We start from the raw sequence: 26,432 nt of genomic DNA on the forward strand, positions 1-26,432 counted from the left end.
GGCGCGAGCGCGCTGCTGGCCGCGCCGGCGGGGTCGCTGACGGTCACGGACTTGCAGGAGACGACGGATGCGCTCCTTTCCAGCGGCGTCCCGATCGGCGGGATCAACGCCGTCCGCAAGCATCTCTCGGCGGTCAAGGGCGGCCGGCTGGCCCGCGAGGCGGCGCCGGCGACCGTCTGCGGGCTCGTCCTCTCGGACGTGGTCGGAAACGATCTGTCGACGATCGGCAGCGGTCCGACCGTGCCCGACGAGACGACGTTCGCCGACGCGCTCGGCGTCCTCGACCGGTACGACGTGGCCGTCCCCGAAGCCGTCCGCGAGCATCTGGACGCCGAGACCGGCGGTGAGACGCCCGACGCCTCCGACCCGGCGTTCGACCGGGTCGACCACCACCTGATCGCCGACAACATGACCGCGCTGGAGGGGGCGGCCGACGCGGCCGAAGCGGCGGGGTACGAACCCCTCGTCCTCACCTCGCGGCTGCGCGGCGAGGCGAGCGAGGTCGGGACGACACTCGTCTCGATGGGCGCGGAGGCCGCGGCGACTGGGACTCCCGTCGAGCCGCCGGCGGTGTTGCTGGCCGGCGGGGAGTGTACGGTCTCGATCGACGGCGCGGGCGGCAGCGGCGGGCCGAACCAGGAACTGGCGCTCTCGGCGGCCCTGGAGGGAGAACCGATCGTCCTCGCGGCGGTCGACACCGACGGCGAGGACGGGAGTTCCGACGCCGCCGGCGCCATCGTCGACGGCTCGACGGTGAGCGACGGCGACCGCGAGCGGGCCGCGGACCGTCTGAGCGCCAACGACACCGGGACCTACCTCGCCGAGGTCGGCGCGACGGTCGAGACGGGACCGACGGGGACGAACGTCAACGACGTGGTCGTCATGGTCGTCGGCGAGCGGTCGTCGTGAGCGGCGTCCGCGACGCTCGTAGTTCGCGACGCCCGAGATCGGACGGGACCGGACCGGTCAGCGGTTCTCGGTCGCGACCGTGTCGACGACGCCCCGCAGGTAGCCGACGGTGAACCCGCGGGCGCGGTGGCGCCAGTCCGTGTCGTCGACCATCTCGGGGACGTGGTCGGGGATGACCACGCCGTCGAACCCCACGTCGACGAGCGCGCGGACCGCGTCGGCCGTGACGAAGTTGCCCTCGTCGACGAACGTCTCGTGGAACCGCGGCATCGAGCCGACCACGTCCCGAAAGTGGACGAACACGATGTCGTCGCGCTCGCCGAAGCGACGGATCACCGCGGGAACGTCCTCGCCCATCTGCGAGAAACAGCCCAGACAGAGCTTCAGTCCGTGGTTGTCGCTGGGGACGAGATCCATCGCCTGCTCGAAGTTCTCGACGTTGCGGAACAGCCGGGGGATGCCGCCGAGCGACTCCAGCACGGGCGGGTCGACCGGGTGCAGCGCCAGGTCGACGCCGGCCTCTTCGGCGACCGGGAGGACCCGTTCGAGAAAGCGCTCGTAGTTGTCCCAGAACTCCGCCTCGGTGTACTCGCGGTCGATGCCGGGGGCCAATCCGTCGGGGTCGTCGATCTCCGAGAGGTCGAACGCCGTCCCCGTCGCGCCGCCGCGCAGTTCGACCGGCTCGGTGCGCATCGGCACGACGCCGCGGGGGTTCCACTGGTAGCCCAGGATCGGGATGTCTGCCTCGCCCAGGTTGCGGACCAGCGTCGTGATCGAATCGAGCGCCTCGTCGGCCCCCTCGCGGTCGAACATGATGTCACCGTACAGCGAGTACGGCAGCGACTGGATACCGGCCAGGCGCAGACCCGCGTCCTCGACGCGTTCGCGGGCCGCTTCGAGTTCGGCGACCGACGGGATCTGCCCGGGTCCGACCGCGATGGTCTCGGTCTCGGCGGCCTCGCGGTCGTTGAACTCGTCGGGCTCCTCCTCGGTGTCGGCGTGGTCGACGAACACGTCCGTCGCACCCAGCTGACGGAGATATCGCAGTCGCTTCTCGGAGAGATTCCGGGTCCGCACCCCGACTCGCGGCATCGCAGGACCGTCGTTCATACCGATGAGGTCGCGCTACTGGCTCAAAAGCCCACTCACTGCGGTTCGTTCGTCCGCAACTGGATGAGTGGTCGCCCGGAACCGTCAGCGGCGAGCAGAGCGCAGTGGCCCGAGAGTGCTCTTACTCCCCGACGACGGGGTTTTCGAGCGTTCCGATGCCCTCGATCTCGGCCTCGCAGGTGTCGCCGGGCTTCAGGAGTTCGGGCGGCTCGCGGAAAATGCCGACGCCGCCGGGCGTCCCCGTCGTGACCACGTCGCCGGGTTCGAGCGTCACGTCCGCGCTGATGTAGGCGATCAGTTCGTGCATGTCGAAGATGAACTGCTCGGTGTTCGAGGACTGCTTGGTCTCGCCGTTGACACGCAGTTCGACATCGACGGCGTTGGGGTCGAAGTCCTCGCCGGCGACGAGCGTCGGGCCGAGCGGGGCGAAGGTGTCGTAGCTCTTCCCGCGGAAGAACTGCCCGTCGGACATCTGCGCGTCGCGGCCGCTCACGTCGTTGAGGACCGTGTAACCGGCGACGTAGTCGTCGACCTCGTCCTCGTCGACGTCGGTCGCGCGGCGACCGATCACGGCGGCGAGCTCGACCTCGTAGTCGACCTGCTCGTCGCCGCCGGGGTGGACGATGGGGCTGCCGGGGTTCGTGACGGCGGTCGACGCCTTCGAGAACAGCATGGGGACCTCGGGGACCTCCTCGTCCTGCTCCTCGGCGTGGTCGTGGTAGTTGAGGCCCGCACAGACGATCTTGCCGGGCCTGGCCACCGGAGCCAGGCGGTCGACCGCGTCGGCGTCGACGACCGGGAGCGCCCCCTCGTCGACAGCGCGTTCCAAGCGGTCGAGGTATCGCTGGTTCGTCAGGTCCTGATACGACGGCTCGCCGGCCGGATCCGCGGCGAGCGCGTGGATACCTGTGTCCGTCTGGACGCCCCAGGCGGGACCGCTACCGTCGCTGTATCGAACGAATTGCATCGATCGGGAGAGGGACGCACTCTCACTTAAATTGGCCGGTCGGAGCGGCGGGGGCCGCGATGCGAGCGCCGGGCGAGGGATCGCAAGGACATCTTTAAGATCCGAGCCGCACACGGTGATAGTATGGATTCGGACTTATCGAGAGACTCGCTCGCGGTCCCGGAAGCGGCGATCCGCGAGGCCTGCGGTGAGACGCCCCTGCCGGAGTTGGGCGTTATCGAGCAGGCCTGGGAGACCGACCCGATACCGACCGACGAGGTCGCCGAGCGCGCCGGCGAGGCGTTCGCGTCGCTGCCGCTGGAGGAGGTGCCCGACGGCGGCGAGATCGCCGTCGGCGCCGGCAGCCGCGGCATCGCGAACCTCGCCGAGATCGTCGGCGGCGTCGTCGCCGAGGCACAGGATCAGGGGTACGAGCCGTTCGTCTTCCCGGCAATGGGCAGCCACGGCGGGGCGAGCGCCGAGGGCCAGCGGGAGATGCTGGCCGAGTTGGGCGTCGACGAGGCGACTGTCGGCTGCGAGATCCGCTCCAGCATGGAGACCGTCGAAGTCGGTCGGACGGAAGACCGTGACGTGCCCGTCGTCGCCGACGCCAACGCGGTCGAAGCGGACGCCATCGTGCCGATCAACCGCGTCAAGCCCCACACCGACTTCGACGGGACCGTCGAGAGCGGGCTGTCGAAGATGCTCGTCATCGGGATGGGCAAACAGCGCGGCGCCAAGACCGCCCACGACTGGGCCGTCGACTGGTCGCTGCGCAACATGATCCCCGAGATCACCGAGCGCCTGCTCGACGAACTCCCCGTCGTCGGCGGCGTCGCGATCCTCGAAGACCAGCGCGACGACACCGCGCTGCTGGAGGGCGTCCCCCCGGCGGGCTTCCTCGACCGCGAGGCCGAATTGCTGGAGCGGGCCTACGACGAGATGCCGACGCTGCCGTTCGACGACATCGACGTGCTCGTCCTCGACCGCCAGGGCAAGGACGTCAGCGGCCAGGGGATGGACACCAACGTCATCGGCCGCCGCCCGTTCGCCATCCAGGAGCCCGAGCCCGACAGGCCGGATATCAAGCGGATCTACACCCGGGGGCTGACGGAGACGACCCACGGTAACGCGATGGGGATGGGGTCGGCCGACTTCGTCCACGCCGACCTGCTCGCGGAGATCGAGATGCCGACGACGCTGATCAACGCGCTGACCGCGAGTACGACCCGGGGCGTTCGGCTGCCGCCCGCGGTCGAGACGGACCGGGCGGGCATGACCGCGGCGCTGTCGACCATCGGTATCGTCGACCCCGAGACCGTGCGGGTCGTCCGCGCGCCAGACACGATGCACCTCCAGCACCTCTACGTCTCGCCGGCGCTGGTCGACGAGGCCCGCGAGCGCGAGGACCTCCGCGTCGTCGAAGAGCCGACGCCCATCGAGTTCGCGGACGGCGAGTTCGCCGCGCCGCCGGCGCACGAGGCGCTCGCCGACGGTGAGTGAAAGCGGAAAAAGCGGTTCTCCGTCGACTCAGTCGTCGAGTTCGGCCATCTCGACGCGGCGGCCTTCCTCGTGCGAGAGATGGGCGGCTTCGGTGAGCTGGACGCCGCGGGCGCCGGCGGTGAAGTCCCACGGGAACGGCTCGTCGGCGACGACGTGGCGGACGAACGCCTCCCACTGGGTCTTGAACGCGTTCTCGAACTCGCGGTTGTTCGGCACGTCCGCCCAGTCCTCGGTGAAGTCGTGTTCCTTCGGCGTGTCGGGGTTCCACTCGGGCTTGGGCGTGTTGGCGTGACCCTGAGTCTTGCAGTCGCGCAGGCCGGCGACGGCGCTGCCGTCGGTCCCGTCGACCTGGATCTCCAGCAAGTCGTCGCGATTGACCCGGACGGTCCACGAGGAGTTGAGTTGTGCGACGATGTCGTCTTCCAGTTCCATGATGGCGTAGGCCGCGTCGTCGGCGGTCGCCTCGTAGGGCTCGCCGTCTTCGTCGACGCGCTCGTGGACGTGTGTCGTCTCGTGGCTGCGGACGGTCTGGACCTCCCCGAAGAGATTTTCGAGGACGTAGCTCCAGTGGGAGTACATGTCGTCGACGATGCCGCCGCCGTCCTCGGCGCGGTAGTTCCAGGAGGGGCGCTGGGCGGGCTGGCCGTGGCCGGTGAACACCCAGTAGCCGAACTCGACGCGCACGGAGAGGATGTCGCCGAAAAAGCCCTGGTCGATGAGCCGCTGGAGCTTCATGACGCCCGGCAGCCAGAGCTTGTCCTGGACGATGCCGTGTTTCGAATCGCTGGCTTCGGCCGTCGCCGCGACTTCCCGGGCCGTCTCCAGGTCGCCGGCGAGAGGCTTCTCGCAGTAGACGTCCTTGCCGGCCTCGATAGCCTTCGTGACGGCGTCCGCTCGACGGGAAGTGATCTGCGAGTCGAAGTAGAGCTCGTCGTCGCCGTCCAGCACCGTCTCCAGGTCGGGGTCCGCGGCGTAGCGGTCAACGTCGTGTTCCTCGCTCAGTCGCTCTAGCTTGCGTTCGTTGCGGCCGACCAGGATCGGGTCGGGCAGCACCCGCTCGCCGCTGGGGAGTTCGACGCCGCCCTCGTCGCGGATCGCACAGATCGACCGGATGAGGTGTTGGTTCGTCCCCATGCGACCGGTCACGCCGTTCATGATGATACCGATCTCTTGCATCGTTGTATCGTCACACACTGCTAAGTAGAATCATAATAGCGTTTCGATCACACCGGGTGATCCGGACGCTCGGTCGGCGGGTGGCGCTGACCGCCTCCCAAGTCCCGGACGGTCTCCGGTACCGGTACTTTGATGTATCGTCTTAGAGCAATTCCGACCATGTCCACGAAGATCGGTTACGTGGGTGTAGACCACCACCACCGAGACCCGTACTTCACGGTCGCCAGCGGCCTCGGTCTGGACGTGACGGCCGTCTGCGAGCCCGGCCGCGAGGTCGACCTCGACAGTCTCACCGCGATGGGCGACCGTCCAGACGAGATCACCACCGAAGGCGGCGACGTGGCGGACCTCGTCGCCGACGCGACGGTGTACGAGGACCCCCATCGACTGGCCGCCGAGGCCGATATCGACGTGGTCTGGATCACCTACCGGAGCGACGAGACGCCCGCGATCATCGACACCGCCGTCGAGAACGGCGTCCACGCCGTCAGCGAGAAACCCATCGCCCGCACCGCCGCCGACCTCGAAGGGGTCGCCCAGAAGGCCAACGACGCGGGCGTTACGGTGTCGCCGACGCTGTACTACCGGACGAACCCCGTCGCGATGGACATCCGGGACCGGGTCGAAGCGGGGTTCTTCGGCGACGTCTGGACCGTCCAGGGCCGGTTCAACGCGAGCCAGCTCTCCTTCCGGGACACCGACCACTACATCTACGACGAGGCGGTGAGCCGCGGCGGCGCGCTCCAGTGGATCGGCCCCCACTGGCTCGACGCGATGCCGTGGATGCTCGACGACCCGATCGCCCGAGTGAACGCGAGCTTCCACGACGCCGAGGAGGCAGACGTCGACGCCGGTGCCGTCCTGCAGTTCGAGACCGAGAGCGGCACGCTGGGAACGTACCACACGGGCTACTACCTGAGCGACCGCGGCAAGGACACCCACTTCGGGCTCTACGGCACCGACGCCCAGGCCCAGACGCCGCTGCACCACGACTCGCTGCAACACGAGCCGACGATCCCCCTCGAGATCACCTCCGAGGACCCGGAGTGGTCGGCCGCGCCCAAGCGGACCGTGCAGTACGAGTGTACCTACGACCGATTCCCCGCCTGGGGCGACTTCGTCTACGACTACTTCGAGGCGTTCTTCGACGGCTACGAGACCGGCGACGTGCCCGCCAGCGTCGACGACGCCGTCCAGCTGCTGCGAGTCCTCGACGCCGCCTACGACTCGGCCGACCGGGACGGCTGGGTCAGCGTCAGCGACTGAGGCCACGAGGCGAGTCGTCCTTTCTCGACTCGCGGGCGAGTGTGGAACCGGCGCGAACCGAACAGCCCCAGCGACTGCTCGGAACGGGACGGCTCCGATCGGCGACCGGCTCTCCCGACTCGGCACTGACCGTCAGTGTAACTACCCATCAAATTATTGGTCCCACCGATGATAAAATATCTTAAATTATCGTCGTGAGTTATATCGAGGGATCGGCGGAGCGCGGACGAGCCCGTGACACCGGCGTAGATATCGACACTGGGACTTCCCCGGACGACCTTCGGGGAAGCACGCGATCTCGAGCGGTAGTTTCGAACTGACAGCGAGTGGCGGAACCGAGGAACGACTGTCCGAGGAATGCACCGTCTGTCCGACCAGAGAGACGGATCCGGCTCGACAGACCGGGACCAGCGACGGGCGGGAGACCGGTGAGCCAAGCGGACGCTACAGTGTGTCGTATCGGCAGTATAGCGCGATTCACGGCCCTAACTGGCCCTCGGAACCTACTCCACAACGCACGGTCGAGTCGCGACTCCGCGCGACGCGGTCGGAGATGGCTCCTCGCTGAGGCCACCGACACCGCCGAGCGGGCAGACCGAGTCAGATCGGAGACGCCACCGAGAGCGCCCGATATACTCAAATATATGTAATACATGTAGAAATGTAATGATTGCGCGCAGTTGTCGTCGCAATGCCACCGCTCGGATCGGCCGGGGGTGCGCCAGCGAAGAGTGATGACCGAGCGTGCCGTAATGAACGGTAGAGGGGATACAATGTACGACCGGATCCTGTTTCCGACAGACGGGAGCGGAACCGGACGACGTACTCGACCACGCGCTCGAACTGGCCGAGGCGACCGACGCCACACTCCACGCGCTCTCCGTCGTCGGTTCCGGGGGCGTCTACAGAGATATCGACCGGGCAGGCGTCGAGTGGGGGCCGCTGTTACAGGCGGTTCGAACGGGGGGCGAAGCCGCGATTCGCGATATCGAGCGGCGCGCCGACGACGCGGGGGTCGAGTTCGTCGGCGAAATCCGCGACGGCGACGCCGTCTACCGCGAAATCGACGACTACGCGGCGGAGAACGACGTCGACCTGATCGTGATGGGGACCCACGGCCGCCGGGGCCTCGACAAGTGGCTGCTCGGGAGCGTCACCGAACGCGTCGTCCGAACGGCCGAGATCCCGGTCCTCACGGTTCGAACAGATGGGTTTCCGGAGTGAGACCGACCGAACCACAGCAGCCGACGCCGTTCACGTTCGCCGGTCCGGGACCGGTGCAGACTCGGCTCCGGAGACTCAGCGGCTGAGCTAAGCCGCGTAGCTTAGCCGATGTGCGTAGCTGAGCGCAGTGGACCCGTAGCCGGGAGAGCCGATTCCCGCCGCTTCACGAACCTATTTATCGCTCACGGAGGTCACGACGGATATCGTCCATGACGCCCGATACTGTTCGCGTCCGACGGAACGAGGAGATCGATCGAGTCAATCCCGAGATCCACGGCCACTTCGCGGAACACCTCGGGCGGTGCGTCTACGGCGGGATCTGGGTCGGCGACGACGACCGGGTCCCGACCACCGACGGGATCCGCGAGGACACCGTGGAACTGCTCTCGGATCTGGGGGTCCACCAACTTCGGTGGCCCGGCGGCTGTTTCGCGGACGCGTACCACTGGCGCGACGGCGTCGGTCCGCGCGAGGAGCGGCCGCGTCGCACGAACGACTTCTGGGCGCAGGGCCGCGAAGAGGCGTTCGTCGAGTCCAACGCCTTCGGGACCGAGGAGTTCGTGCGCCTCTGCGAGCTGGTGGACGCCGAGCCGTTCCTGGCCGCGAACGTCGGCTCGGGCGACCCCCGAGAGGCCAGCGACTGGGTCGAGTACTGCAACCGCGACGACGACACGACGCTGGCCCGGGAGCGGGCCGAGAACGGCTCGGAGGAGCCCCACGACGTGACCTACTGGGGCGTCGGCAACGAGAACTGGGGCTGTGGCGGGCAGTTCGACCCCGAGACGTACGCCGACGAGTTCCGCCGGTTCGCCCACTTCATGCGCCTGCGCGGCGCCGAGGAGACGATCGCCTGCGGCCACATCGACGAGGACTGGAACCGGCGCTTTCTCGCCGAACTCACCGAGCCGGACCTGATGGACCACCTCTCGATCCACCGTTACTTCGGCCGCTGGGACGGCGACTGCGGGAGCGCGACGGAGTTCGACGAGGAGCAGTACTACCTGCTGTTCGCCGAGTCGCTGAAGGTCGGCCGCCAGATCGACAGCGCCGCGGCCGCGATCGACACCTACGCCTCAACCGACGACGTGGGCATCGCGGTCGACGAGTGGGGCGCCTGGCACCCGGAGGCGGCGAGCGAGAACGGCCTCGAACAGGAGAACAGCGTGCGTGACGCCGTGGCCGCCGCCGGCGTCCTCGACGACTTCACTCACCGCGCGGACCTCGTGTCGATGGCCAACCTCGCCCAGACCGTGAACGTCCTGCAGTGTGTCGTCCAGACCGACGAGGAGGCCGCGTGGCCGACTCCGACCTACCGGGTGCTGGACCTCTACAGCCCCCACGTCGGCGCTACGGCGGTCCGGACGGCGGTCGAGACCGACGAGATCGAGACCGACCTGTGGGACGTTCCGCTCGTCAGCGCGTCGGCCACCCACGACGAGGAGGGCACGTACGTCACTCTCAGCAACCGCTCGCTCGACGAGGAACGGTCGGTCGCCGTCGCCGTCGAGGGGGAAGTCGGCGGCGCGACCGGCGAGGTCCTCTTCGCCGACAGCGACCCCGCGGACTACTCCACCCGTGAGAACGCCGCCGAGTTCGCATCGACCGACCTCGACGTATCGACCGAGGACGGGACCCCGGTCGTCGACCTCCCGGCCAACAGCGTCGCGGGCCTGTCCGTCGAATCGGCCTGACACGGCCGGCGGCGACGGCGAGTTGTCCGCACCGGCGGGTCCGTATTCCCCGAGAGGACGTTCGCCCCGCGCGAGCGAGTCGCCCGTCTCGGGCCGGATGGGTCAGCAGTGGATCGTTCCTGGATAAAGACTGTGAAGTATTCGACACGAACTCACTAATCCAGGGTAGTTCATAATAGATGATGCGATGTCTACAGAGACCGAACCGCAGGATCCGGCGGAGCGAAAGTCAGCGATCAGGACGCGCCACGAGCAGGCGGCGAGCGAGGTACTCCCGGACCACCGGGAGCTGTTCATCGGCGGCGAGTGGGTGTCGAGCGCCTCCGGGGAGACCTTCGAGACGACCGACCCGACGACCGGGGAGACGCTCGCCGAGGTAGCGGCCGGTAACGCCGAGGACATCGACCGGGCCGTCGCGGCCGCGTGGGAGGCCTACGACGAGACGTACGCCGGGATGTCGACGGCCGAGCGCCAGGCGATGCTCGAATCCATCGCCGACGCCGTCGAGGAACACAGCGAGGAGTTCGCGCGCCTCGAGAGCCTGGACAACGGCAAACCGATCACCGAGGCCCGCATCGACATGGGCCTCGTCGTCGACCACTTCCGATACTTCGCCGGCATCGCCCGCGCCCACGAGGGGACGACCGTCGAGACCGACGACAGCAGGCACGTCCAGACGCTCCGCGAACCGTACGGCGTCGTCGGCCAGATCATCCCGTGGAACTTCCCGCTGCTGATGGCGGCTTGGAAGCTCGGCCCCGCGCTGGCGGCCGGCAACGCGGTCGTCCTCAAACCCGCCGAGGAGACCCCGATGACGATCCTGAAACTGATGGAGCTCACCGAGGACGTGATCCCGGACGGCGTCGTGAACGTCGTCACCGGATTCGGCACGGAGGCGGGCGCACCCCTCGCCGAACACCCGGACATCCGCAAACTCGCGTTCACCGGGTCGACCGAGATCGGCCGGGAGGTGATGGAAAGCGCCGCCGACAGCATCACCGACCTCACGCTGGAGCTGGGCGGGAAGAGCCCGCTGGTCGTCTTCCCCGACGCGGACCTCGAACGGGCCGTCGAAACGGCGATCACGGCCATCTTTTTCAACACCGGGGAGTGTTGCTGCGCCGGGTCGCGACTGTTCGTCCACGAGGACACGAAAGACGAGTTCCTCGACGAGCTGGCGGCCAGGGCGGAGGAACTGACCGTCGACGACCCGCTGCTGGAGTCGACGGATCTGGGCCCGAAGGTGACCGCCGAGCAGGTCGAGCGGACCATGGGCTACATCCAGGAGGCCGAACAGGCGGGCGCGGCGTTCGTCACCGGCGGGAGCCAGCCCGACGACGAGGCCCTCTCGGACGGCTGTTTCGTCGCGCCGACGCTCATCGACGACATCGACCACGACAACAGGGCCGTCCAGGAGGAGATCTTCGGGCCGGTCCAGGAGGTGTTCACCTGGAGCGACTACGACGAGATGATCGATCTGGCCAACGACGTGGACTACGGGCTCGCGGCGGGCGTCATCACCGAGGACCTGACGAAGGCCCACCGCGCCGTCAGGGACATCGAGGCCGGCAACATCTGGGTCAACACCTACAACGACTTCCCGGCCGGCCAGCCCTTCGGCGGCTACAAGCAGTCCGGGATGGGCCGAGAGACCGCCCAGGAGGCCGTCGAACACTACACGCAGACGAAGACTGCCAACATCTCGCTACGGTAGCGTGACCGTCCCCTTCCCGGAGCTGTCCGCGGGTCGGATCCGGGCCGGGAACGTCTCGGTGGCGCCCGACGGGACGGCCTACGTCGTCCCGTCAGGGATGCACGAGCGACTGCGGGGCGCAGTCCTGTCGGAGGACGACCAGCGAGCGCCGGACCCGAAGGTCGACCTCGCGCTGGCCGGCTGGGCCTCGCTGCAGACCGACGGGATGACCGACCGAGTGAACGTCGACGCCCCCGACGGCTTCGCGAACGCGACCGTCGTCAGGCGGTTCGCTCGCTCGCACGACGCCGGGTCGGTCGTCGTGGCGCACCATCCCAGCGGCGAGGTGAGCCGGTGGACCGACCCCGCCGCCGTCACGCTGCCCGAGCCGTCGGAGTAACTCTCTCAGAGTCCCGGATCCGGGTTCGGCTGACGCACCGATACCCGTCGGAGTCCCTTCGAGCGATACCGCCGAGCGGACAGTACGCTCGGACGTCCCACCGACCTACGCAGTGGCACGGACGGGAGCGGGGATCCGCGACTGGCCCCAGTCTCGGCGTTACGCCGTCGGCGACCCGAACGACTCGTAGCCGGCGGTGGCGGTCAGCGACCGGGAACCGCACTCGCGACACTCCGGGGCTTCGAGGTCGGTGACCTGCTGTACGTGCTGACAGTCCTCGCAGACGACTTCTTGCATGGCTACATCACTGTCTCAGGCCCCCTTGAAGGGGGAGCGACGTTGTTCGGATTTCGGATATTTCGGACGTTCCCGGCGCCGAGTGGGGGGCGCATAATCGAAGGGGAGACGGGTCCAGACGTTCGATCCGCGACCCTCTCGAGATCGTGTTTTACAGCGTCTCTGCACGGTGTTGACGATGGGTAAGTGGCGATTTCCGAGAGTAGCACCCGGTTTCGGCGCGTCCGGTCGGACCCGTGATACGTCGCTCGCCGACTCGTGGTATCAGTCCAACGATTCCCCGGGCGAGCGGGAGTAAGGACCGATTGCGCCGCGGGAAAGGGTGACGGTTCACCGGAAACGAGGTGTCGGCGGAGGGGCGGCGCGGCCGACAGGGCAGCGATGGGGGGCGCGTCGTCGAGCGCTGGGTCCGGGGTTAGCCGTCGGCACGTGCGCCGATGGCGTCGAAAAGCGCCGTGACCGTCCCCTCGCCGAGCGGGGACAGCTCGTAGATCCGACTGCCGCCGTCGCGGAACTTCCCGACCAGCCCGGCCTCCTCGAGCACGTTGAGGTGGTGATAGAGGTCGTTCTGGCGCCGGTCGAGGGCGTCGGCGAGGTCGCCGCTCGCGACGGTCCCCTCCTGAGCGAGGAGATAGAGGATCGCGAACCGGGTCTCGTCGCCCATCGCGTCGATCCGCTCGACCTCCCGCTCGAAGTCGAGCGAGTCGCCCAGCAACTCCCGCTCGACGCGGTCGTACGCGGCCGGGCTTGTCTCGTCGCCGATCTCTCGTTCGCTCATGCCCGCACCTACCGGCCGCGCCCACTTAGGCTTAACGAGAATTAAGACAGATAGGATATATTGCGGTATAAGTAGTCGCCGCGTGGCGATACCGATAGGAATGGACACGCTCGACGTGTATCGAGGGGACCCGATCCGGGAACGGATCCACGAGTCGCTCCCGTACGGCGATCCGTCGGACCCGCTCGTGTTTCTGATGGGGCCGTATCGGCTGCTCGACCCGGACTACCTCTACGACGAGGGCGGCTACTCGCTCCCGCCGGACCCGCTCGCTCCGGACGGTGGTGACGTCGAACCGGACCTGATCGAGTCCACGCTCCGAACCGTCGCGGAGCGGGTCTCGGCGGAGACGGGAGCGACCGCGTTCATCGCGAGCGACGTGGACATCCCGACCCGGACGGAGGTGGAACGGGACGGACTGTCCGATCCGGGACTGTCCGTGATCGATCAGTCGGTCGCGTTCGCGAAGGCGAGTGCCGGGAACGCGTTCGTGTTCACGAAGGCCGGGCTCACGACCGGCGTCGGCGCCGAGACGGGCGCAATCCCGGAGTACTTCCGGTTGCGCGACGAAACCGGGCGGAGTCGCGACCCTCGAACGTTCAAGATTTTCTCCGAAGCGGAGCCGTCCGAGGACGACAGCCGGACCTACGATCCGACGTTCAGCAGCGCGTCGATCAACGAGATGGACGACGCCTACGACATCCGGTTCGGCTACTTCACCTCCCGGGAACACCTCGTCGAGACGTTGATCGCCTTCGTCGAGTCGTACGTCGAGCCGCTGGCCGACTGACGCGCCCCGCCGAGCTGACAGTCAGCCGTTCTTATGTAACAGGACGGCCGCATTCCGGCTATTCTGTTACATAAGAGTGGGACACGAACAGCGTATCGGCGACGAACAGGAACGACGGATAGCGAGGACGCGAGGATCGGGACCGGTAGCGATCAGGGGCGTCCGGAACCCCCGTCGACGGCGGTCAGGCCACGGTGAACTCGTAGGTCCCGGCGCCGACCTCGACGACGAGGTCGCCGCCCTCGTCGTCGACGGACGCGACGCCGTCGACCGCCGACTCGCTCGGATCGGTTCCGGACTCACGGACGGTCGCTTCGGCGGCGTCGGGGAGGCGGACGGTCGCCGTCGCGTTCCAGGGAACGGTCACGGACAGCTCGTAGCCCTCGTCGGCGCGCTCCCAGGCGCTCGCGAGTTCGCCGTTGGGCGTCTCGACGGTCGCCTCGGCCCAGTCGAGGTCGTCGACGAGCGCCGGCGCGACCTCGACGTGGTCGGTCACCGGGTCGTCGCCGATGCGGAGCCCCGCGAGCACCTCGTAGAAGAACTCCGAGACGTGGGTAAAGGGGGAGTGGTTCAGCGAGTTCATCCCGGAGCCGACGCTGTCGTCGGAGTCCCAGCGCTCCCACATCGTCGTCGCGCCCTGCTGGGCCATGTACACCCAGCCGGGCCGCTCGGGCTGGCTGACGACCTCGTAGGCCAGTTCCGGGTAGCCGTGCGCGGCGAGGGTGTGGATCAGCGGCCGCGTTCCGAGAAAGCCCGTCTTCAGTTTCGCCCCATCGGAGCGCACCTTCTCGACGAGGTTCGCGACGACGCGGTCGACCTCGCCGTCGGGGACGAGACCGAGGAACAGTGGGACGGCAAAGGAGGACTGCGTGCCGGGGCCGAACTCGCCGGCGTCGGCGTCGAAGAAGGCCTCCCGGAAGGCCTCGGCCACGTCCTCGGCGCGGCCGCGATAGCGCTCGGCGTCGGCGCCGTTGTCGAGGGCGGCCGCGACCTTCGCGAACGTCTCGGTCACCTGGAAGAGGAAGGCGGTGTTGTACAGGTCGTGTGGCAGGCCGCGCCGGGGCTCCTCGGGGTCGGTGTTCTCGAAGGCGAGCCAGTCGCCGTACTTGCCGTACTCGCCGGGAAGGATCCCGTCGTCGGCGACAGAGAGCCAGTAGTCGACGTAGTCGCGCATGCCCTCGTAGTGCTCGCGCAGGATCCCGAGATCGCCGTCGTGGCGGTAGCAGTGCCACGGGAGCAGCACGCGGGTCACCGACCACGTCGGGTCGGCGGGGTTCTCCGGCGACTTATCGGGGATCACGTCGGGGACGTACCCCATCTCGGAGGCGGCGTCGGCGTGGTCCCGTTGCCACTTCTCCTCGAAGCGGACGGCGTCGAAGTTAAACAGGAGCGCGCGGGTCGAGATCTGGGCGTCGCCCGTCCAGCCGAACCGCTCGTCGCGCTGGGGGCAGTCCTCGGGGATCCCGTGAGTGTTGCCCCGTAGCCCCCAGACGGCGTTGTGCTGGACCCGCGAGAGGTCGTCGTTCGAGCAGTCGAAGCTCCCCCGGCGGTCCATGGCCGTGTGGACGACCTTCGCGGTCACGTCCGCCGGATCGAGCCCGGCCGTCCCGTCCTCGCCCTCGCCGGGATACCCCGACACCTGCGCGTAGCGGAAGCCGTGGTAGGTGAACCGGGGTTCGTAGGTCTCGTGGTCGTCGCCGCGGGCGACGTAGGTGTCGGTGGCGTCGGCGCTCCGGAGGTCCGTCGTCGAGAGGTCACCCGCGTCGGTCAGCGCCTCGGCGTGGCGGAGGGTGATCTCGTCGCCCGCCGCGGCGCCCTCGACGGCGAGTTCGACGTGGCCGGTGAGGTTCTGACCGAAGTCGAGGATCGGTCCGTCGGGGTGATCGCGGACGCTCTCGGGTTCGAACGTCTCGACGACCGCCATGGGTTCGACCCGCTGGGGGCGGAGTGCCCCGCCGGGCGCGTCGACGACGCTGGCGGGGTCCCAGTCGGCGTCGTCGAACCCCGGGGCAGCCGTCTCCGACGCGGGCGCGGCCCAGCCCGGCCGTTCCCGTCGAGCGTCGTAGGTCTCCCCGTCGTAGATGTCGTTCGCGGTGATGGGGCTCGCGCTCGCCTGCCAGTCCGGACCGGTGGCGATCCGGCGAGTGCGGCCGTCTTCGAACTCGACGGTGAGGACGGCGCGGGCGCGGGGCGACCCGTCGGCGAGCCAGTGGGCGCTGCGCTTGCCGAACCAGCCCCGGCCGAGCCAGATCCCGAGGGCGTTCTCGCCCGTCGTCAGGCGGTCGGTCACGTCGTGCGTCGCGTAGGGGACTCGGGACTCGTAGTCGGTCCAGACGGGGTCGAGCCGTCGGTCCCCGACGCGCTCGCCGTTGCAGTACAGCTCGCCGTAGCCGACGGCGGCGACGTGGACCCGCGCCGACGCGACCACGCCCTCGAGCGCGAACTCGTGGCGAAGCAGCGGCGCGGTGGCGGCCATCCGCGACTCAGTGACGCCGTCGACGAGGTGGGCGCGGCCCCAGGCCTCGGTCTCGACGGTCGAGGATGCCGTCACGTCGCCGCCGCGGGCGAAGTCGATCCCGTCGCCGTCTTCGACGGTGAGCCCGGCGAGGGCGAAACACGCCCACTCGTCGTGGGATTCGACGAGCCGGTCGGCTTCGCCGGCCGGCGAGGGGTCGCCCGACGCGGGCGTCACCGAGGGGAGGTCGGTCGCTGTGACGCGGACGTATCGACCCCGAGCGTCGCCGGCGTCGTGTGTGCGAGCGGTCGCCACCGTCTCTGACTGGCCGGCCAACTCGTCGTCGTCGGTCGGCGCGACCACGTCGGATCCCGAGTCGTCGACCACATCGGCGACCGTCGTCGCCGTCTCGAACTCGGGGTCGTCGGAGAGTTCGACGCGGTACGCGTCGGGAAAGCCGAACTCCACGAGCGGGTCGTCGCGCCAGGAGGTCGCGACCGCGTAGTCGTCGGGCGTCCGCACGACGGTGACCGGGTCAGCGGGATGCAGTTCGATCGCCGCGAGCTCGCGTTCGGCGCCGAGGTCGACCTGCACCCAGGGCCCCTCGCCGTCGCCTACCGCGTCCGGGTCGCGCCACCGACTCCGCCAGCCGTTCGTGTCGCCCGCACCCGGCTGGTGGGCGATCCACTCGCCGCGCCAGTCCTCGGGCGAAAGCGCCGTCGCGAACTCGGCCGGGTCGGCCCACGGGGTAGCCCCGCCGTCGGTCCACAGTTTCACCGACCAGTAGTACGTCGCGTCGGCGGCGAGACCGGGTCCCTCGTAGACGACGCTCGTCGCCCGGTCGGACTCGACGCGCCCGGAGTCCCACAGGTCGCCCCGACCGCCGGCCACTCGCTCGCGGTCGCGCCCGACGACGACCCGGTAGGCGGTCTGGCGCGCGCCGCGGCGGCCGGTCGGGGCTCGCCAGCCGAACCGCGGTGGGTCGGTCGGGTCGACGTTACCCGGCGCGCGCTCGTACTCGACGGTCAGGTCCGTCGGCGCCGACGAGGTCCGTTCGTCCGGTGACGTGTTCATGGCCGTATCGCGGAGAGCAGCCACCTAAAGCGTCGGGACGCGGCACCTGTCTCCGGGTGCTCCCCGCGGCGGTCGCGAAGCGGCCCGTCGCCGTTGGACCATCGAGGGATTGAACCGCTGTGGGTCCGTAGGCGGGGCAATGGTAGAGCGCACGTACCGGTGTTCGAACTGCCTCGACAACACCGTCAGCCGGGGCTTCGACGTGTCGCACCTCTCGGTGACCTGCGGGGACTGCGGCGAGTTCGCCCGGTTCGTCAACGACGACGTGTTCGAGCAGTACCGCGCATTCGAGGAGGCACCGCCGGACCACCTCGAGTGGGACCGACTCGACCGCGCCGAGAAGTTCATGATCAGCGATCAGGTCGTCCGCGAGGGGCGGTCGATCGAGGACTTCGAGATCACGGAAGCCTAGCCCCCTCGCCGGCGACCCCTACGCTTCGTATCCGTTCGAGAATTTGTTTTCAGATAGTAACAATATCTTATATATTTGGTGCGGTCGAACAACCTCAGACGGTCGAAGCGACGACACAGCGGGCGTCGTCGCTCTCCCCCGCCTTCGAGACGGTCTATCGGCCGGAAAAGGCAGTTCGATAGGTCCATCCGACGGTCCTCGGATCCGGGTGCCGTCCGAACCGATCCGCCCCGGCCCGTGCCTCGCGACGCTCGTGGGATCGGGGCGACCGTTCGGTGTCCGGGACGCTCCCGACTCTTCTGGCGGAATCGCGTCTTCTGCCCACACTGGCGAGCGTCGGCGCTACCGATACCGTCTCCCCCGTCGATGGTACGAGACGGCGAACGTGTCGTCTCTCAATACATGATCGCCGACCGATGGTTGTCCGAATCGAGCGGGGGCACCGGTGCCGCGGGGCGCGCGGTCAGTCCTGCGCGGGTACGGTCTGGTCGGGCGTCTGTTCGGCGACGAGGTCGAAGCCGCGGGCCTCCATCTCCTCGAAGTAGCGGTCGGCGTCGAGGCCGCTGGTCTCGGTGATGAAGATGCCGTCCTCGTCGACGGCTCCCTCGGCCATCAGCTGGAGCGTCACGGACAGCGGGACGCCGACGTAGCAGCCGTACTCCCGCATCATCGTGATGTCGTTGCCGTCGAAGAAGGGGAACGGCTGCTCGAAGTGGAAGACGGCGCGGTCGTCGCTGCCGGCCGCGCTGCCCGTCACCTCCGCCGAGAGGATCGTCTGGGGCGTCCACTCCGTCTCGGGCGACAGCTCCTCGGGCGGCTTCCACTCGGACTCGCGGGCCAGCCCCTCGGCCTTGATCTGGTCCTGCATCACCTCGACCGGGTCGACCTCCTGACCGTCGACCTCGACGCCGTCGGTCTCGAAGGCGTTGGCGGCGTGGAGCGTCCGCTCGTAGTCCTTCCACTCGTCGTGCCAGGCGCCGCGCGTGATGATGCGGTCGACGTTCTTCTCCTGTGCGACCGGCGCCTCCGGGAACGTGATCGGTTCGGGGTGAGAGATGACGTACGTGTTCTCCCGCCCGATGGGCTCGGGGAACTCGAACTCGCGTGCCTCGCTGAACGCCGGCAGGTCGTCGATCACGTCGCCGTTTTCCCACTTGGCCCGCTCGTCGACGTTCGGGTCGTGCTCGTAGGTGACCGTGTCGGTCAGTCCCGGCGTCGTCTGGGTGAGCAGTCGCCACATGCCCCAGTAGAAGTTCACGTCCGCCACGTCGTCGAACTCCTCGCAGGCGACCATCCCGAGCGCGATCGTACTCACGAGCCCGCCGTTGGCGAACCACAGCGAGTTGCCCGCCTCTGCGAACGCCTCCGAGCGGCCGAGCACCTCGTCGAAGTCGAAGGCGTTCAGGTCGACGCCCGTGAGGTCGCCGACCCGTTCCATCGCGTCGAGGACGTTCTCCTCGAACTGGTAGGGCAGCCCGTTGACCACGTAGTCGGCGCCCTCGAGGACGCGTTCGATGTCGTCCGCGTCCGTCGCGTCGACCGGTTCGAACCGGAACCGGTCGTCGTCGAGCGTGTCGACGAGTCGGCGCGCGTTCTCCTCGTCCGCGTCGGCCACGACGACCTCGTCGAAATCGCTGGTCTGGGAGAGGTCGTAGACGCAGCCCGACGTCATCGCTCCGGAACCACCTAGTACGACAGTCTTGCTGCTCATGAATCGTTTTATGCGTGTTCGTCAATCGTACTTAAAATTAATGAAGTTGGTCGAGGTTCGGACGGTCGTGAGGGGAGGCGCTGCGCAAAGGCTATCACGGAGGACCGAGCACGACGAGACGCCGATGGAAAAGACAGTCACCTTTGCGGTCGGAGCCATGGCGCTGTACACCGGCTGGGCGTTCCTGGCGAAGCTGGCGACCAACGGGATTCCCGCCGAACAGGCCGTCGTCTACACCTACGCCGCGGGGATCGGCGTCGCCCTGACCTACGTGATCGCGAGCGGCGACGCAGTCGTCCGGGCACCGGGGAGTATCGGTATCGCGCTCGCGGCCGGCCTCTTTCTCGGTGCGGGAACGATCTCCTACTACCTCGCACTCGGGTCCGGCTCGGCCGCCATCGGGACGGCGATAAGCGGCATGTACATCCTCGGGACGGCGGTGCTGGCGGTCGTCTTCCTCGACGAGTCGCTGACCGCGAGCCAGCTGGCCGGCCTGGGGTTCGCGGTCGTCGCCGTCGTCCTCCTGTCGCGGTGACGGGGCGCCCGCCGGAACTTCTTTGAGCCCCGATCGTGTGTTCGACGTATGGCGATCGTAGCAGCGGTCGACGACTCGGACAGAGCCCCAGCCGTCCTCGCCGAAGCCGAGACGCTCGCGAGCGAGTTCGACGAGGAGCTACACGCGCTGCACGTCCTCGAACGCGCGGAGCTGGTCGAGCTCCTCGAGAAAGAGATCGAGGGGCAGGACCCGACGGACAACTACGAGGTCCGGCGACACGCGGAGGGCATCGTCTCACGGGCGCTCCCCGACACGGCGCGGGCCGAGCCGACCGTCGAGGTCCGGGTCGGCGATCCGGGCGCGGAGATCGTCGGCTACGCCGCCGAGCAGGACGCCCGCTACGTCGTCGTCGGCGGCCGACAGCGCACGCCGACGGGGAAGGCGCTGTTCGGGAGCGTCACCCAGGCCGTGATGCTGGAGTCGCCCGTCTCCGTCGTCAACGTCGTCCTGGAGTAGCGACCGGTCGCGTCCGTCCCGACGCGGTCGAAGGCGGACGTGACGGGAGTCGCGGCTCGTTCTGACGGTCGAAAGGGAGCCGAACAGCGACGCCGACGGTCGACACCGAAACGCGAACCGGTCGATTCACGGCCGGGAGCGGTCGGAACCGCGTGAGAACGGGTACGGAACCGCGTGAGAACGGGTACGGAACTGCGCGACAGCGTTCGACCGGCGCGGCACGGCGGGCGAGGACAGACGGTCAGTCGTCGGCGCTACCCATCCAGCCCGGGCGACGGTCCGAGAGGTAGCCGGCGACCGTCTGCCGGTCGGCGTCGTCGTCCCGACCCTCGTAGCGCTCGGTCAGCAGGACGGGGTCGAGCTGTTCGAACTCGGTGACGAGGCCGACGACGCACAGCCCGAGCACGAACGCGATCGGGAACCCGAGCAGAACGACGAGGTCCTTGAGCGCGGGCAAGCCGCCGCTGACGAGCAGCAGCGAGGTGAGCAGGCCGACGAGCGCGCCCCAGGTGACGCGGTTGATCGTCGAGGGGTTCTCGCTCCCGTCGGTGGTGAACATCGCGAGGCTCAGCGTCGTCGAGTCGACCGTGGTGATGAGGAAGGTCAGTACCAGCAGCAGGTAGGCCGCCGAGAAGACGCCGCCGAAGGGAATGAGCGTCTGGAACAGCGGGAACCCGGCGACGGCCCGACCCTGCTCGAAGACGATCGAGAGGATGTCGAGCGTGCCGCTGGTCTGGACCCACAGCGACGAGCCGCCCATGACGACGAACCAGGGGAACGTCGCGGCGGTCGTGCCGACGAGACCCGCGAAGACGACCTGGCGGATGGTGCGCCCGCGGCAGATCCGCGTGATGAAGATGCCGATCATCGGGGCGAACGAGAACCACCATGCCCAGTAGAAGACGGTCCAACCGCCGACCCACTCGACGCCGCCGGCGGCGTTCATGTAGAGGCTCATGCCGACGAACTCGTCGACGTAGCCGCCGAGCGCCTCGGTCCCGGTCGTGAGCAGGTACGACGTGGGCCCGAAGACGAACGCGACGGCCAGCAGCCCCAGGAACAGGACCATGTTGAACGTCGAGACGCGGCGGATCCCGCGTTTGACGCCCAGCGCCGCCGAGACGGTGAACCCGACCGTCAGTCCGACGGTCACCAGTATCGTGCCCAGGTCGCCGACCTCGACGCCGTAGTTGTAGGACATGCCGGCGAGGAACTGCGTCACGACGAACCCGAGCGAGACGGCGACGCCGCCGACGGAGATGACGACCATCAGCAGATCGAGCGGTTTGACCCACTTCTTGTCGAGGTTCTCGACGCCGATGAACGGCGCGAAAACGGTCGAGGGCTTGATCGGCGCGCCCTTGCGGTGGACGTAGTAGGCGATGGTCACGCCGACCAGCAGGTACGCCGCCCACGGGGAGATGCCCCAGTGCAGCATCGTGTACTGCACGGCGTCCGGCGCGATGGCGGCGGACTCCGGTGCCGAGTCGAAGAAGGGCATGCCCGAGGAGAAGTGATACAGCGCCTCGGCCGGCCCGTAGAAGACCAGCCCGGTGGACAGGCCCGCGGAGAACAGCATCGCGAGGAACGAGAAATACGAGAACTCCGGGTCCTCGTCGGGGCCACCGAGCTTGATCGATCCCCAGGGACCGACCAGCAGCCACAGGCAGAAGACGACCGCGAGGAACATCGCCCAGAGGAAGACCCAGCCGAATTCGCTCCAGAGGAAGTTGTTCGCGTTCGTCAGGGCCGTCGCCGCCTGGTCCGGGCGAGCGGCGATCAGGGCGATGGCGATCACCGTGATGATCGCACCGCCGACGAAGACGAACGGGTCGATCTTCTCCCGGAAGGACGCGCCGGTGCCGCTCGACTCCGTACTCACAGGTACACCACCACCGTTCCCTCCTCGACGTCGACCTCGTACGTCTCGACGGGGGGCTCGTCCCCGTCGAGGTCGACGCTACAGCCCTCACAGCCGCCGTCAGTGGCGGGCCGCTCGGCGTCGGTGGCTCGCTGGTCGCGCTCGATGACATCCACCTCGCCGTCGGGCGTCCGCGAGTCGTCCTCGCCGGGCTCGACGCCCGCCTCGAAGGTCTTCGCTTTCACTTTGTGAGGATTGAACACCGACTCGCCCGAGGTGACGTCGAACTCCCAGCCGTGCCACGGGCAGCGGACGACCTGGCCCGGCTTGACCCAGTCGTACTCGCCGGGCGTGTCCGACTCGGTCGTCCCGCCGAGCTTGCCCTCACAGAGCGGCGCGCGCTGGTGCGGACAGTCGTTTTTCATCGCGTGGTACTCCCCGTCGACGTTGAAGATCCCGACCGAAAACCCGTCGAGGTCGGCGATCCGACGCTCGCCGGGTTCGAACTCCGCGGCCGGACAGATCTCGAATCGTTTCGTTGTCATCGGAATCACTCGAGGTCGCTTCCGTCCGTGGGCAGGTCCCACAGCTCCGCCGCGTTCTCGTGTCTGACCGCCCGTTCCATCTCCTCGTCCATCTGGGGGAGCCCCCAGGTCGGGTCGTCGCCGTCCCAGTGGGGGTAGTCCGACGCGTAGATCAGGGTCTCGTCGGCGTGCATCATCTCGAGGATCTGGTCGTGGTGCTCCGGACGCTCCGGTTCCTCGACCGGCTGGCTCGCGAACCAGACGTTCTCCCTGATGTAGTGGCTCGGCTTCTCCTCCAGCCACGGCACCTGCGACCGGAGGCCTTTCCAGTTCTTGTCGAGGCGCCACATGAAGTGGGGGAGCCAGCCGTAGCCGCCCTCGATGAACGCCCAGCGGAGGTCCGGGTACTCCACGAGGACGCCCTCGGTGACGATAGAGGCGAGCTGGCCCATGTAGTAGGCGCCCAGCAGCGTGTGCCACTCGATGTAGTTGTTCGGGTGCCCCGCGCCGGTCGGCGGGTTGCTCGTCCCGTGGCCCTCCGAGAACGGGTGGACGGCCATCGCGAGGTTCTGCTCCTCGGCGGCCTCGTACATCGGCCAGTACTGGGGCCGGCCGTAGGGCACTTCGGCGCCGCCGGGCAACAGCACCTGCCGAATTTGCGGGTGATCGCCGTACTCGCGGATGAGGTCGGCCGCTTTCTCGGGGGCCTTCGGCGCGACGTACAGCGACCCGATGAAGCGGTCGTCCATGGGGAGCACGTCGTTGACCAGCCACTCGTTGTACGCGCGAGCCAGTTCGTTGGCGTAGTCGCGGTTCGGGAGCGCGGCGAGGTTGAACCACGAGTTGCCGGTCAACATCGCGTAGTCGATGTCGTGCTCGTCCAGGTGCTCGTCGGCGATCTTCCCGATATCCGAGCCCGGCTTGTTGCCGTCCTCGGTCCGTTCGTCCTGGCGGAGGAACTCACCGGGGTTCCGATACAGGAGCTCCGGGAGCACCAGCCCGTCGTCCCTGTACCGCTCGGGGAGATACTGTACGATCGCTTCGTCGTCCGCCCACCGCTGGTGGATGTCTGCGTCGACTAGCGTGAGCTCCGACTCGGAGCGACTGTCGGGTGTCGCCCCCTGGGCATCCTGTGACATGAGTCCGTATACTCATACGCACACAACCCCAGTTAAAGATTATTATACTCATTTGACTATATAGGCGACAGAGCGTTTGAATCCGGGAAATTCGGGCGAATTGGTGATTCGGTCGAACTTAAACGAAGGGTAAAACATTCGCGATAGTCGAACTCGTTGTCGTGGTTTCGACACAGAGATGGGTGGCTGACCGGGGCCGGGCGGGTGTGATCTCGTCACAAGGGGCAGATTATTCGACAGTTCCGAACGACTATGTGAGGCCGGCGCCTGAGGCACGTCATGGACGGAGATGCGAATCGGCCGATCAAGGCGTTGCTGACGATGGACGACATCGTGTCCGCGCTCGAACGCGAGGGGGCGACGAGCGTCACGGACCTGAGCGACACCATCGACAGGCCCCAGAGCGTCGTGCACGACTACCTGAGCACGCTCCAGCAGTTGGGATACGTGATCCAGACCGACGGGGGAGCCTACGCCCTCAGCCTCAGATATCTGGAGCTGGGCGGACGTGTCCGAGACGACGTGTCGCTGTACGGGGTTGCGAAACCGGAGGTCAATCGCCTGGCCGAGAGTTCGAGCAGCGAGCTCGTCACGCTATCGGTCGAACAGAACGGGCTGTGCGTCGCTCTCGATGTCGTCCAGAGCGAGCGAAACGTCGCCTACGACTTCTCCGAGGGAACGCACTTCCACATGCACTCCTCGGGCGTCGGCAAGGCGATGCTCGCCCAGTACGACGACGAACGGGTGACGGCGATCCTCGATCGGCACGGCATGCCCGCACGCACGGAAAACTCGATCACCGACCGCGACCGGCTCGACGCCGAACTCGAACGGATCCGCGAGGCGGGCGTCGCCTTCGACCGCGAGGAGTACAGGACGGGCATGACGACCATCTCGACGACCATCGAGGACGCCGCGGGCGTCGTGCTTGGCGGCCTGAGCGTCACCGGCCCGGCACACCGACTCGCCGAGTCCGACGTGCAGGAGGAACTCCGAAGCGAACTCCTCTCGACGGTCAACATCATCGAACTCAACTACAGCGCGCGGTGAACGCGCGCCGAACTCCGTCCGACCCCGCGCGGCGTAGCAGCGACCCGCGATCGAACCCGGTCGCAGCCCCTCCCACGAGAGCGAGACTGTTCTGTCGGACAGAACAGGCGATATTCGACCGATTCTCCAGAATCGAGCGACAAGCAGCCATCTCGCGTACGGTACGAGAGTATATCTACCAGAACAGGACTCGCCCCCTCCGACCGCTCCAGCCGATTTCGATTACATCCATACGATTGTAATAAGCGAGTGAACAGCTCCCTCGACCGGCGCCGAGCGGTGGTACGGTGGGAAACCCGGAGCATATCGACCCTGCTTGTTCTTCCTGACAGAACGGGGCGTGGGAACAGCTACAAGTAACGGAGGCGTCTCACTGCGGGCATGGACCGAGAGAACACACCCGTCGCGTCGGTCCAGACAGTGCTCTCTATCGTGGAGTATCTCGAAGCGGCCGGGTCGGCCGGCGTGACCGAGATCGCCGACGGCGTCGGCAGTTCCAAGAGCACGGTTCACAACCACCTCACGACGCTTCGGGACGACGGATACGTCATCAACGAAGACGGGCAGTATCGACTCGGGCTCAGATTTCTCGGACTGGGCGAGTCGACGCGCCTGCAGACGGACCTCTACGAACTCGCGCGGCCACAGGTCGAACAACTGGTCGACGGGACCGACCTCGTCGGCAATCTCGCCGTCGAGGAACAGGGGAGTGGGTACTACCTGTATCGCTCGCGCGGGAGCGACGACGTTCGGTTCTCGACGCGCGCGGGGGAGACACACGACTTGCACTGTTCCGCCACCGGGAAGTCACTGCTCGCGCATCTCCCGCCCGAGCGCCTGGAGTCCGTCGTCGATTCGCTCGACCTGCAGCGATACACGGACCACACGATAACAGACAGCGCGGAGCTACTGACGGAACTCGAGCGCGTCCGTGACCGCGGTGTCGCCTTCGACGAGGAGGAGTACGGCCGCGGTCTCCGGTGCGTCGGCGTCCCGATATTCGGCGTCGACGACGAGGTCGTCGGTGCGATCAGTCTCTCCGGCCCCGCCGCCGAGATGACCGGCGAGTGGTACCGGGAGACGCTCCCGGAGCGACTGCGGACCGCGACGAACCGGATCGAGGTCAACCTCCGCGACTACTGATCGCCCGGTCGACAACCGTAGCGGTCCGTACTACGAACACAGATAGTTCGAGAGATATACCATATCCACTACCTGTTTGCACCGACCGTTCGGTCCCGATGCAACGGACTCGGATCGTGGCGAGATGAGTCGGGCACACTGACGCCAGATAACCGGTATCGACACGTTTTCCCGGGCTATTCGGCCGTTGCGCACAGAACTTCTCCGGTCCCCAGACCGCACCTCCGCGCGGAGACCCCTGTCGGGGTCGTCAATCGAACGCGAGCCG

General features: G+C 67.7%; 23 protein-coding genes. 13 read left to right on the top strand and 10 right to left on the bottom strand.

The genetic code is table 11. From position 1 onward, the window contains the following. On the top strand, positions 1–909 hold a 909-nt coding region (locus C475_RS20915), incomplete at its 5' end, for a glycerate kinase type-2 family protein (protein WP_006885907.1). A 57-nt stretch (positions 910–966) separates the two neighbouring features. Here C475_RS20915 and C475_RS20920 read toward each other — a convergent pair. Together C475_RS20920 and C475_RS20925 are read right to left on the bottom strand one after the other, a co-directional pair. Continuing rightward, positions 967–2,019, bottom strand: coding sequence for a mannonate dehydratase (locus tag C475_RS20920; protein WP_049931126.1), 1,053 nt, complete (start codon positions 2,017–2,019; stop codon positions 967–969). A gap of 121 nt (positions 2,020–2,140) precedes the next feature. Continuing rightward, positions 2,141–2,986 carry a fumarylacetoacetate hydrolase family protein gene (locus C475_RS20925; protein ID WP_006885910.1) on the bottom strand — a complete coding sequence of 282 codons (846 nt, stop codon included), beginning with the start codon at positions 2,984–2,986 and terminating at the stop codon, positions 2,141–2,143. A gap of 123 nt (positions 2,987–3,109) precedes the next feature. Between C475_RS20925 and C475_RS20930 the strand changes: the two genes are divergently transcribed. Continuing rightward, on the top strand, positions 3,110–4,468 hold the full coding sequence (locus tag C475_RS20930; RefSeq protein WP_006885911.1) for a hypothetical protein: 1,359 nt from the start codon (positions 3,110–3,112) through the stop codon (positions 4,466–4,468). A 27-nt stretch (positions 4,469–4,495) separates the two neighbouring features. Here C475_RS20930 and C475_RS20935 read toward each other — a convergent pair whose 3' ends face one another. Next, positions 4,496–5,644, bottom strand: a complete 1,149-nt coding sequence (locus tag C475_RS20935; RefSeq protein ID WP_006885912.1) for a Gfo/Idh/MocA family protein — start codon at positions 5,642–5,644, stop codon at positions 4,496–4,498. A gap of 159 nt (positions 5,645–5,803) precedes the next feature. Here C475_RS20935 and C475_RS20940 point away from each other — a divergent pair, with 159 nt between their 5' ends. From C475_RS20940 to C475_RS20960, 5 genes are all read left to right on the top strand, one after another. Continuing rightward, the gene (locus C475_RS20940; protein ID WP_006885913.1) at positions 5,804–6,910 is read left to right on the top strand and encodes a Gfo/Idh/MocA family protein; all 1,107 of its coding nucleotides are present in this window, start codon (positions 5,804–5,806) and stop codon (positions 6,908–6,910) included. 843 nt (positions 6,911–7,753) lie between these two features. Then, a complete protein-coding gene (locus tag C475_RS20945) occupies positions 7,754–8,134 on the top strand; it encodes a universal stress protein (protein ID WP_338034242.1) in 381 nt (126 codons plus the stop codon). 209 nt (positions 8,135–8,343) lie between these two features. Further along, a complete protein-coding gene (locus C475_RS20950) occupies positions 8,344–9,825 on the top strand; it encodes an alpha-N-arabinofuranosidase (protein ID WP_006885915.1) in 1,482 nt (493 codons plus the stop codon). Between the two features lie 187 nt (positions 9,826–10,012). After that, positions 10,013–11,539 carry an aldehyde dehydrogenase family protein gene (locus tag C475_RS20955; protein ID WP_006885916.1) on the top strand — a complete coding sequence of 509 codons (1,527 nt, stop codon included), beginning with the start codon at positions 10,013–10,015 and terminating at the stop codon, positions 11,537–11,539. Between the two features lies 1 nt (position 11,540). Beyond that, positions 11,541–11,918: a hypothetical protein gene (locus tag C475_RS20960; protein WP_006885917.1), complete on the top strand. Its 378-nt coding sequence runs from the start codon at positions 11,541–11,543 to the stop codon at positions 11,916–11,918. Positions 11,919–12,077: 159 nt separating this feature from the next. Here the strand turns inward: C475_RS20960 and C475_RS24115 are convergent, their stop codons facing one another. Together C475_RS24115 and C475_RS20965 are read right to left on the bottom strand one after the other, a co-directional pair. Next, the gene (locus C475_RS24115) at positions 12,078–12,215 is read right to left on the bottom strand and encodes a hypothetical protein (RefSeq protein ID WP_161625236.1); all 138 of its coding nucleotides are present in this window, start codon (positions 12,213–12,215) and stop codon (positions 12,078–12,080) included. A 415-nt stretch (positions 12,216–12,630) separates the two neighbouring features. Next, the gene (locus C475_RS20965) at positions 12,631–12,993 is read right to left on the bottom strand and encodes an ArsR/SmtB family transcription factor (protein WP_006885918.1); all 363 of its coding nucleotides are present in this window, start codon (positions 12,991–12,993) and stop codon (positions 12,631–12,633) included. 100 nt (positions 12,994–13,093) lie between these two features. On the opposite strand from C475_RS20965, the gene C475_RS20970 reads away from it, so the two are divergent. Further along, positions 13,094–13,783 (top strand): DUF7509 family protein, encoded by a 690-nt coding sequence (locus C475_RS20970; RefSeq protein ID WP_006885919.1) that lies wholly within the window; start codon positions 13,094–13,096, stop codon positions 13,781–13,783. Between the two features lie 184 nt (positions 13,784–13,967). On the opposite strand, the gene C475_RS20975 is transcribed toward C475_RS20970, so the two are convergent. Beyond that, positions 13,968–17,312 carry a family 78 glycoside hydrolase catalytic domain gene (locus C475_RS20975; protein WP_006885920.1) on the bottom strand — a complete coding sequence of 1,115 codons (3,345 nt, stop codon included), beginning with the start codon at positions 17,310–17,312 and terminating at the stop codon, positions 13,968–13,970. A 139-nt stretch (positions 17,313–17,451) separates the two neighbouring features. Here C475_RS20975 and C475_RS20980 point away from each other — a divergent pair, with 139 nt between their 5' ends. Continuing rightward, entirely contained in the window at positions 17,452–17,724 is a 273-nt protein-coding gene (locus C475_RS20980) for a hypothetical protein (RefSeq protein ID WP_006885921.1), read from the top strand. A 463-nt stretch (positions 17,725–18,187) separates the two neighbouring features. Here the strand turns inward: C475_RS20980 and C475_RS20985 are convergent, their stop codons facing one another. Next, positions 18,188–19,435: a saccharopine dehydrogenase family protein gene (locus tag C475_RS20985; protein ID WP_082223391.1), complete on the bottom strand. Its 1,248-nt coding sequence runs from the start codon at positions 19,433–19,435 to the stop codon at positions 18,188–18,190. Positions 19,436–19,559: 124 nt separating this feature from the next. On the opposite strand from C475_RS20985, the gene C475_RS20990 reads away from it, so the two are divergent. Continuing rightward, a complete protein-coding gene (locus C475_RS20990) occupies positions 19,560–19,970 on the top strand; it encodes an EamA family transporter (RefSeq protein WP_082223392.1) in 411 nt (136 codons plus the stop codon). A 48-nt stretch (positions 19,971–20,018) separates the two neighbouring features. Then, on the top strand, positions 20,019–20,447 hold the full coding sequence (locus tag C475_RS20995; RefSeq protein ID WP_006885924.1) for a universal stress protein: 429 nt from the start codon (positions 20,019–20,021) through the stop codon (positions 20,445–20,447). 241 nt (positions 20,448–20,688) lie between these two features. Here C475_RS20995 and C475_RS21000 read toward each other — a convergent pair whose 3' ends face one another. From C475_RS21000 to C475_RS21010, 3 genes are read right to left on the bottom strand one after another with little or no spacing between them, the layout of a single operon-like run. Then, positions 20,689–22,329: a BCCT family transporter gene (locus C475_RS21000; protein ID WP_006885925.1), complete on the bottom strand. Its 1,641-nt coding sequence runs from the start codon at positions 22,327–22,329 to the stop codon at positions 20,689–20,691. Continuing rightward, positions 22,326–22,853 (bottom strand): Rieske (2Fe-2S) protein, encoded by a 528-nt coding sequence (locus C475_RS21005; protein WP_006885926.1) that lies wholly within the window; start codon positions 22,851–22,853, stop codon positions 22,326–22,328. Before C475_RS21005 ends, C475_RS21000 begins: the two co-directional genes overlap by 4 nt. Positions 22,854–22,858: 5 nt before the next feature. After that, positions 22,859–23,971 (bottom strand): amidohydrolase family protein, encoded by a 1,113-nt coding sequence (locus C475_RS21010; RefSeq protein ID WP_006885927.1) that lies wholly within the window; start codon positions 23,969–23,971, stop codon positions 22,859–22,861. Positions 23,972–24,250: 279 nt separating this feature from the next. On the opposite strand from C475_RS21010, the gene C475_RS21015 reads away from it, so the two are divergent. Both C475_RS21015 and C475_RS21020 read left to right on the top strand, forming a co-directional pair. After that, a complete protein-coding gene (locus tag C475_RS21015) occupies positions 24,251–25,021 on the top strand; it encodes an IclR family transcriptional regulator (RefSeq protein ID WP_006885928.1) in 771 nt (256 codons plus the stop codon). Positions 25,022–25,402: 381 nt separating this feature from the next. Further along, positions 25,403–26,164 (top strand): IclR family transcriptional regulator, encoded by a 762-nt coding sequence (locus C475_RS21020; protein ID WP_006885929.1) that lies wholly within the window; start codon positions 25,403–25,405, stop codon positions 26,162–26,164. Positions 26,165–26,432 lie beyond the last annotated feature (268 nt).

The organism is Halosimplex carlsbadense 2-9-1 (genome assembly GCF_000337455.1).
Classification (GTDB): domain Archaea; phylum Halobacteriota; class Halobacteria; order Halobacteriales; family Haloarculaceae; genus Halosimplex; species Halosimplex carlsbadense.

Bases quoted from the DNA above. Each gene is read 5' to 3' on its own strand.
- C475_RS20995 (WP_006885924.1), top strand. From the start codon at position 20,019: ATGGCGATCGTAGCAGCGGTCGACGACTCGGACAGAGCCCCAGCCGTC.
- C475_RS21010 (WP_006885927.1), bottom strand. From the start codon at position 23,971: ATGTCACAGGATGCCCAGGGGGCGACACCCGACAGTCGCTCCGAGTCG.
- C475_RS20950 (WP_006885915.1), top strand. From the start codon at position 8,344: ATGACGCCCGATACTGTTCGCGTCCGACGGAACGAGGAGATCGATCGA.
- C475_RS20975 (WP_006885920.1), bottom strand. From the start codon at position 17,312: ATGAACACGTCACCGGACGAACGGACCTCGTCGGCGCCGACGGACCTG.
- C475_RS20970 (WP_006885919.1), top strand. From the start codon at position 13,094: ATGGACACGCTCGACGTGTATCGAGGGGACCCGATCCGGGAACGGATC.
- C475_RS20965 (WP_006885918.1), bottom strand. From the start codon at position 12,993: ATGAGCGAACGAGAGATCGGCGACGAGACAAGCCCGGCCGCGTACGAC.
- C475_RS20940 (WP_006885913.1), top strand. From the start codon at position 5,804: ATGTCCACGAAGATCGGTTACGTGGGTGTAGACCACCACCACCGAGAC.
- C475_RS21020 (WP_006885929.1), top strand. From the start codon at position 25,403: ATGGACCGAGAGAACACACCCGTCGCGTCGGTCCAGACAGTGCTCTCT.
- C475_RS20955 (WP_006885916.1), top strand. From the start codon at position 10,013: ATGTCTACAGAGACCGAACCGCAGGATCCGGCGGAGCGAAAGTCAGCG.
- C475_RS20990 (WP_082223392.1), top strand. From the start codon at position 19,560: ATGGAAAAGACAGTCACCTTTGCGGTCGGAGCCATGGCGCTGTACACC.
- C475_RS20985 (WP_082223391.1), bottom strand. From the start codon at position 19,435: ATGAGCAGCAAGACTGTCGTACTAGGTGGTTCCGGAGCGATGACGTCG.
- C475_RS20930 (WP_006885911.1), top strand. From the start codon at position 3,110: ATGGATTCGGACTTATCGAGAGACTCGCTCGCGGTCCCGGAAGCGGCG.
- C475_RS20920 (WP_049931126.1), bottom strand. From the start codon at position 2,019: ATGAACGACGGTCCTGCGATGCCGCGAGTCGGGGTGCGGACCCGGAAT.
- C475_RS24115 (WP_161625236.1), bottom strand. From the start codon at position 12,215: ATGCAAGAAGTCGTCTGCGAGGACTGTCAGCACGTACAGCAGGTCACC.
- C475_RS20935 (WP_006885912.1), bottom strand. From the start codon at position 5,644: ATGCAAGAGATCGGTATCATCATGAACGGCGTGACCGGTCGCATGGGG.
- C475_RS20925 (WP_006885910.1), bottom strand. From the start codon at position 2,986: ATGCAATTCGTTCGATACAGCGACGGTAGCGGTCCCGCCTGGGGCGTC.
- C475_RS21015 (WP_006885928.1), top strand. From the start codon at position 24,251: ATGGACGGAGATGCGAATCGGCCGATCAAGGCGTTGCTGACGATGGAC.
- C475_RS20980 (WP_006885921.1), top strand. From the start codon at position 17,452: ATGGTAGAGCGCACGTACCGGTGTTCGAACTGCCTCGACAACACCGTC.
- C475_RS21005 (WP_006885926.1), bottom strand. From the start codon at position 22,853: ATGACAACGAAACGATTCGAGATCTGTCCGGCCGCGGAGTTCGAACCC.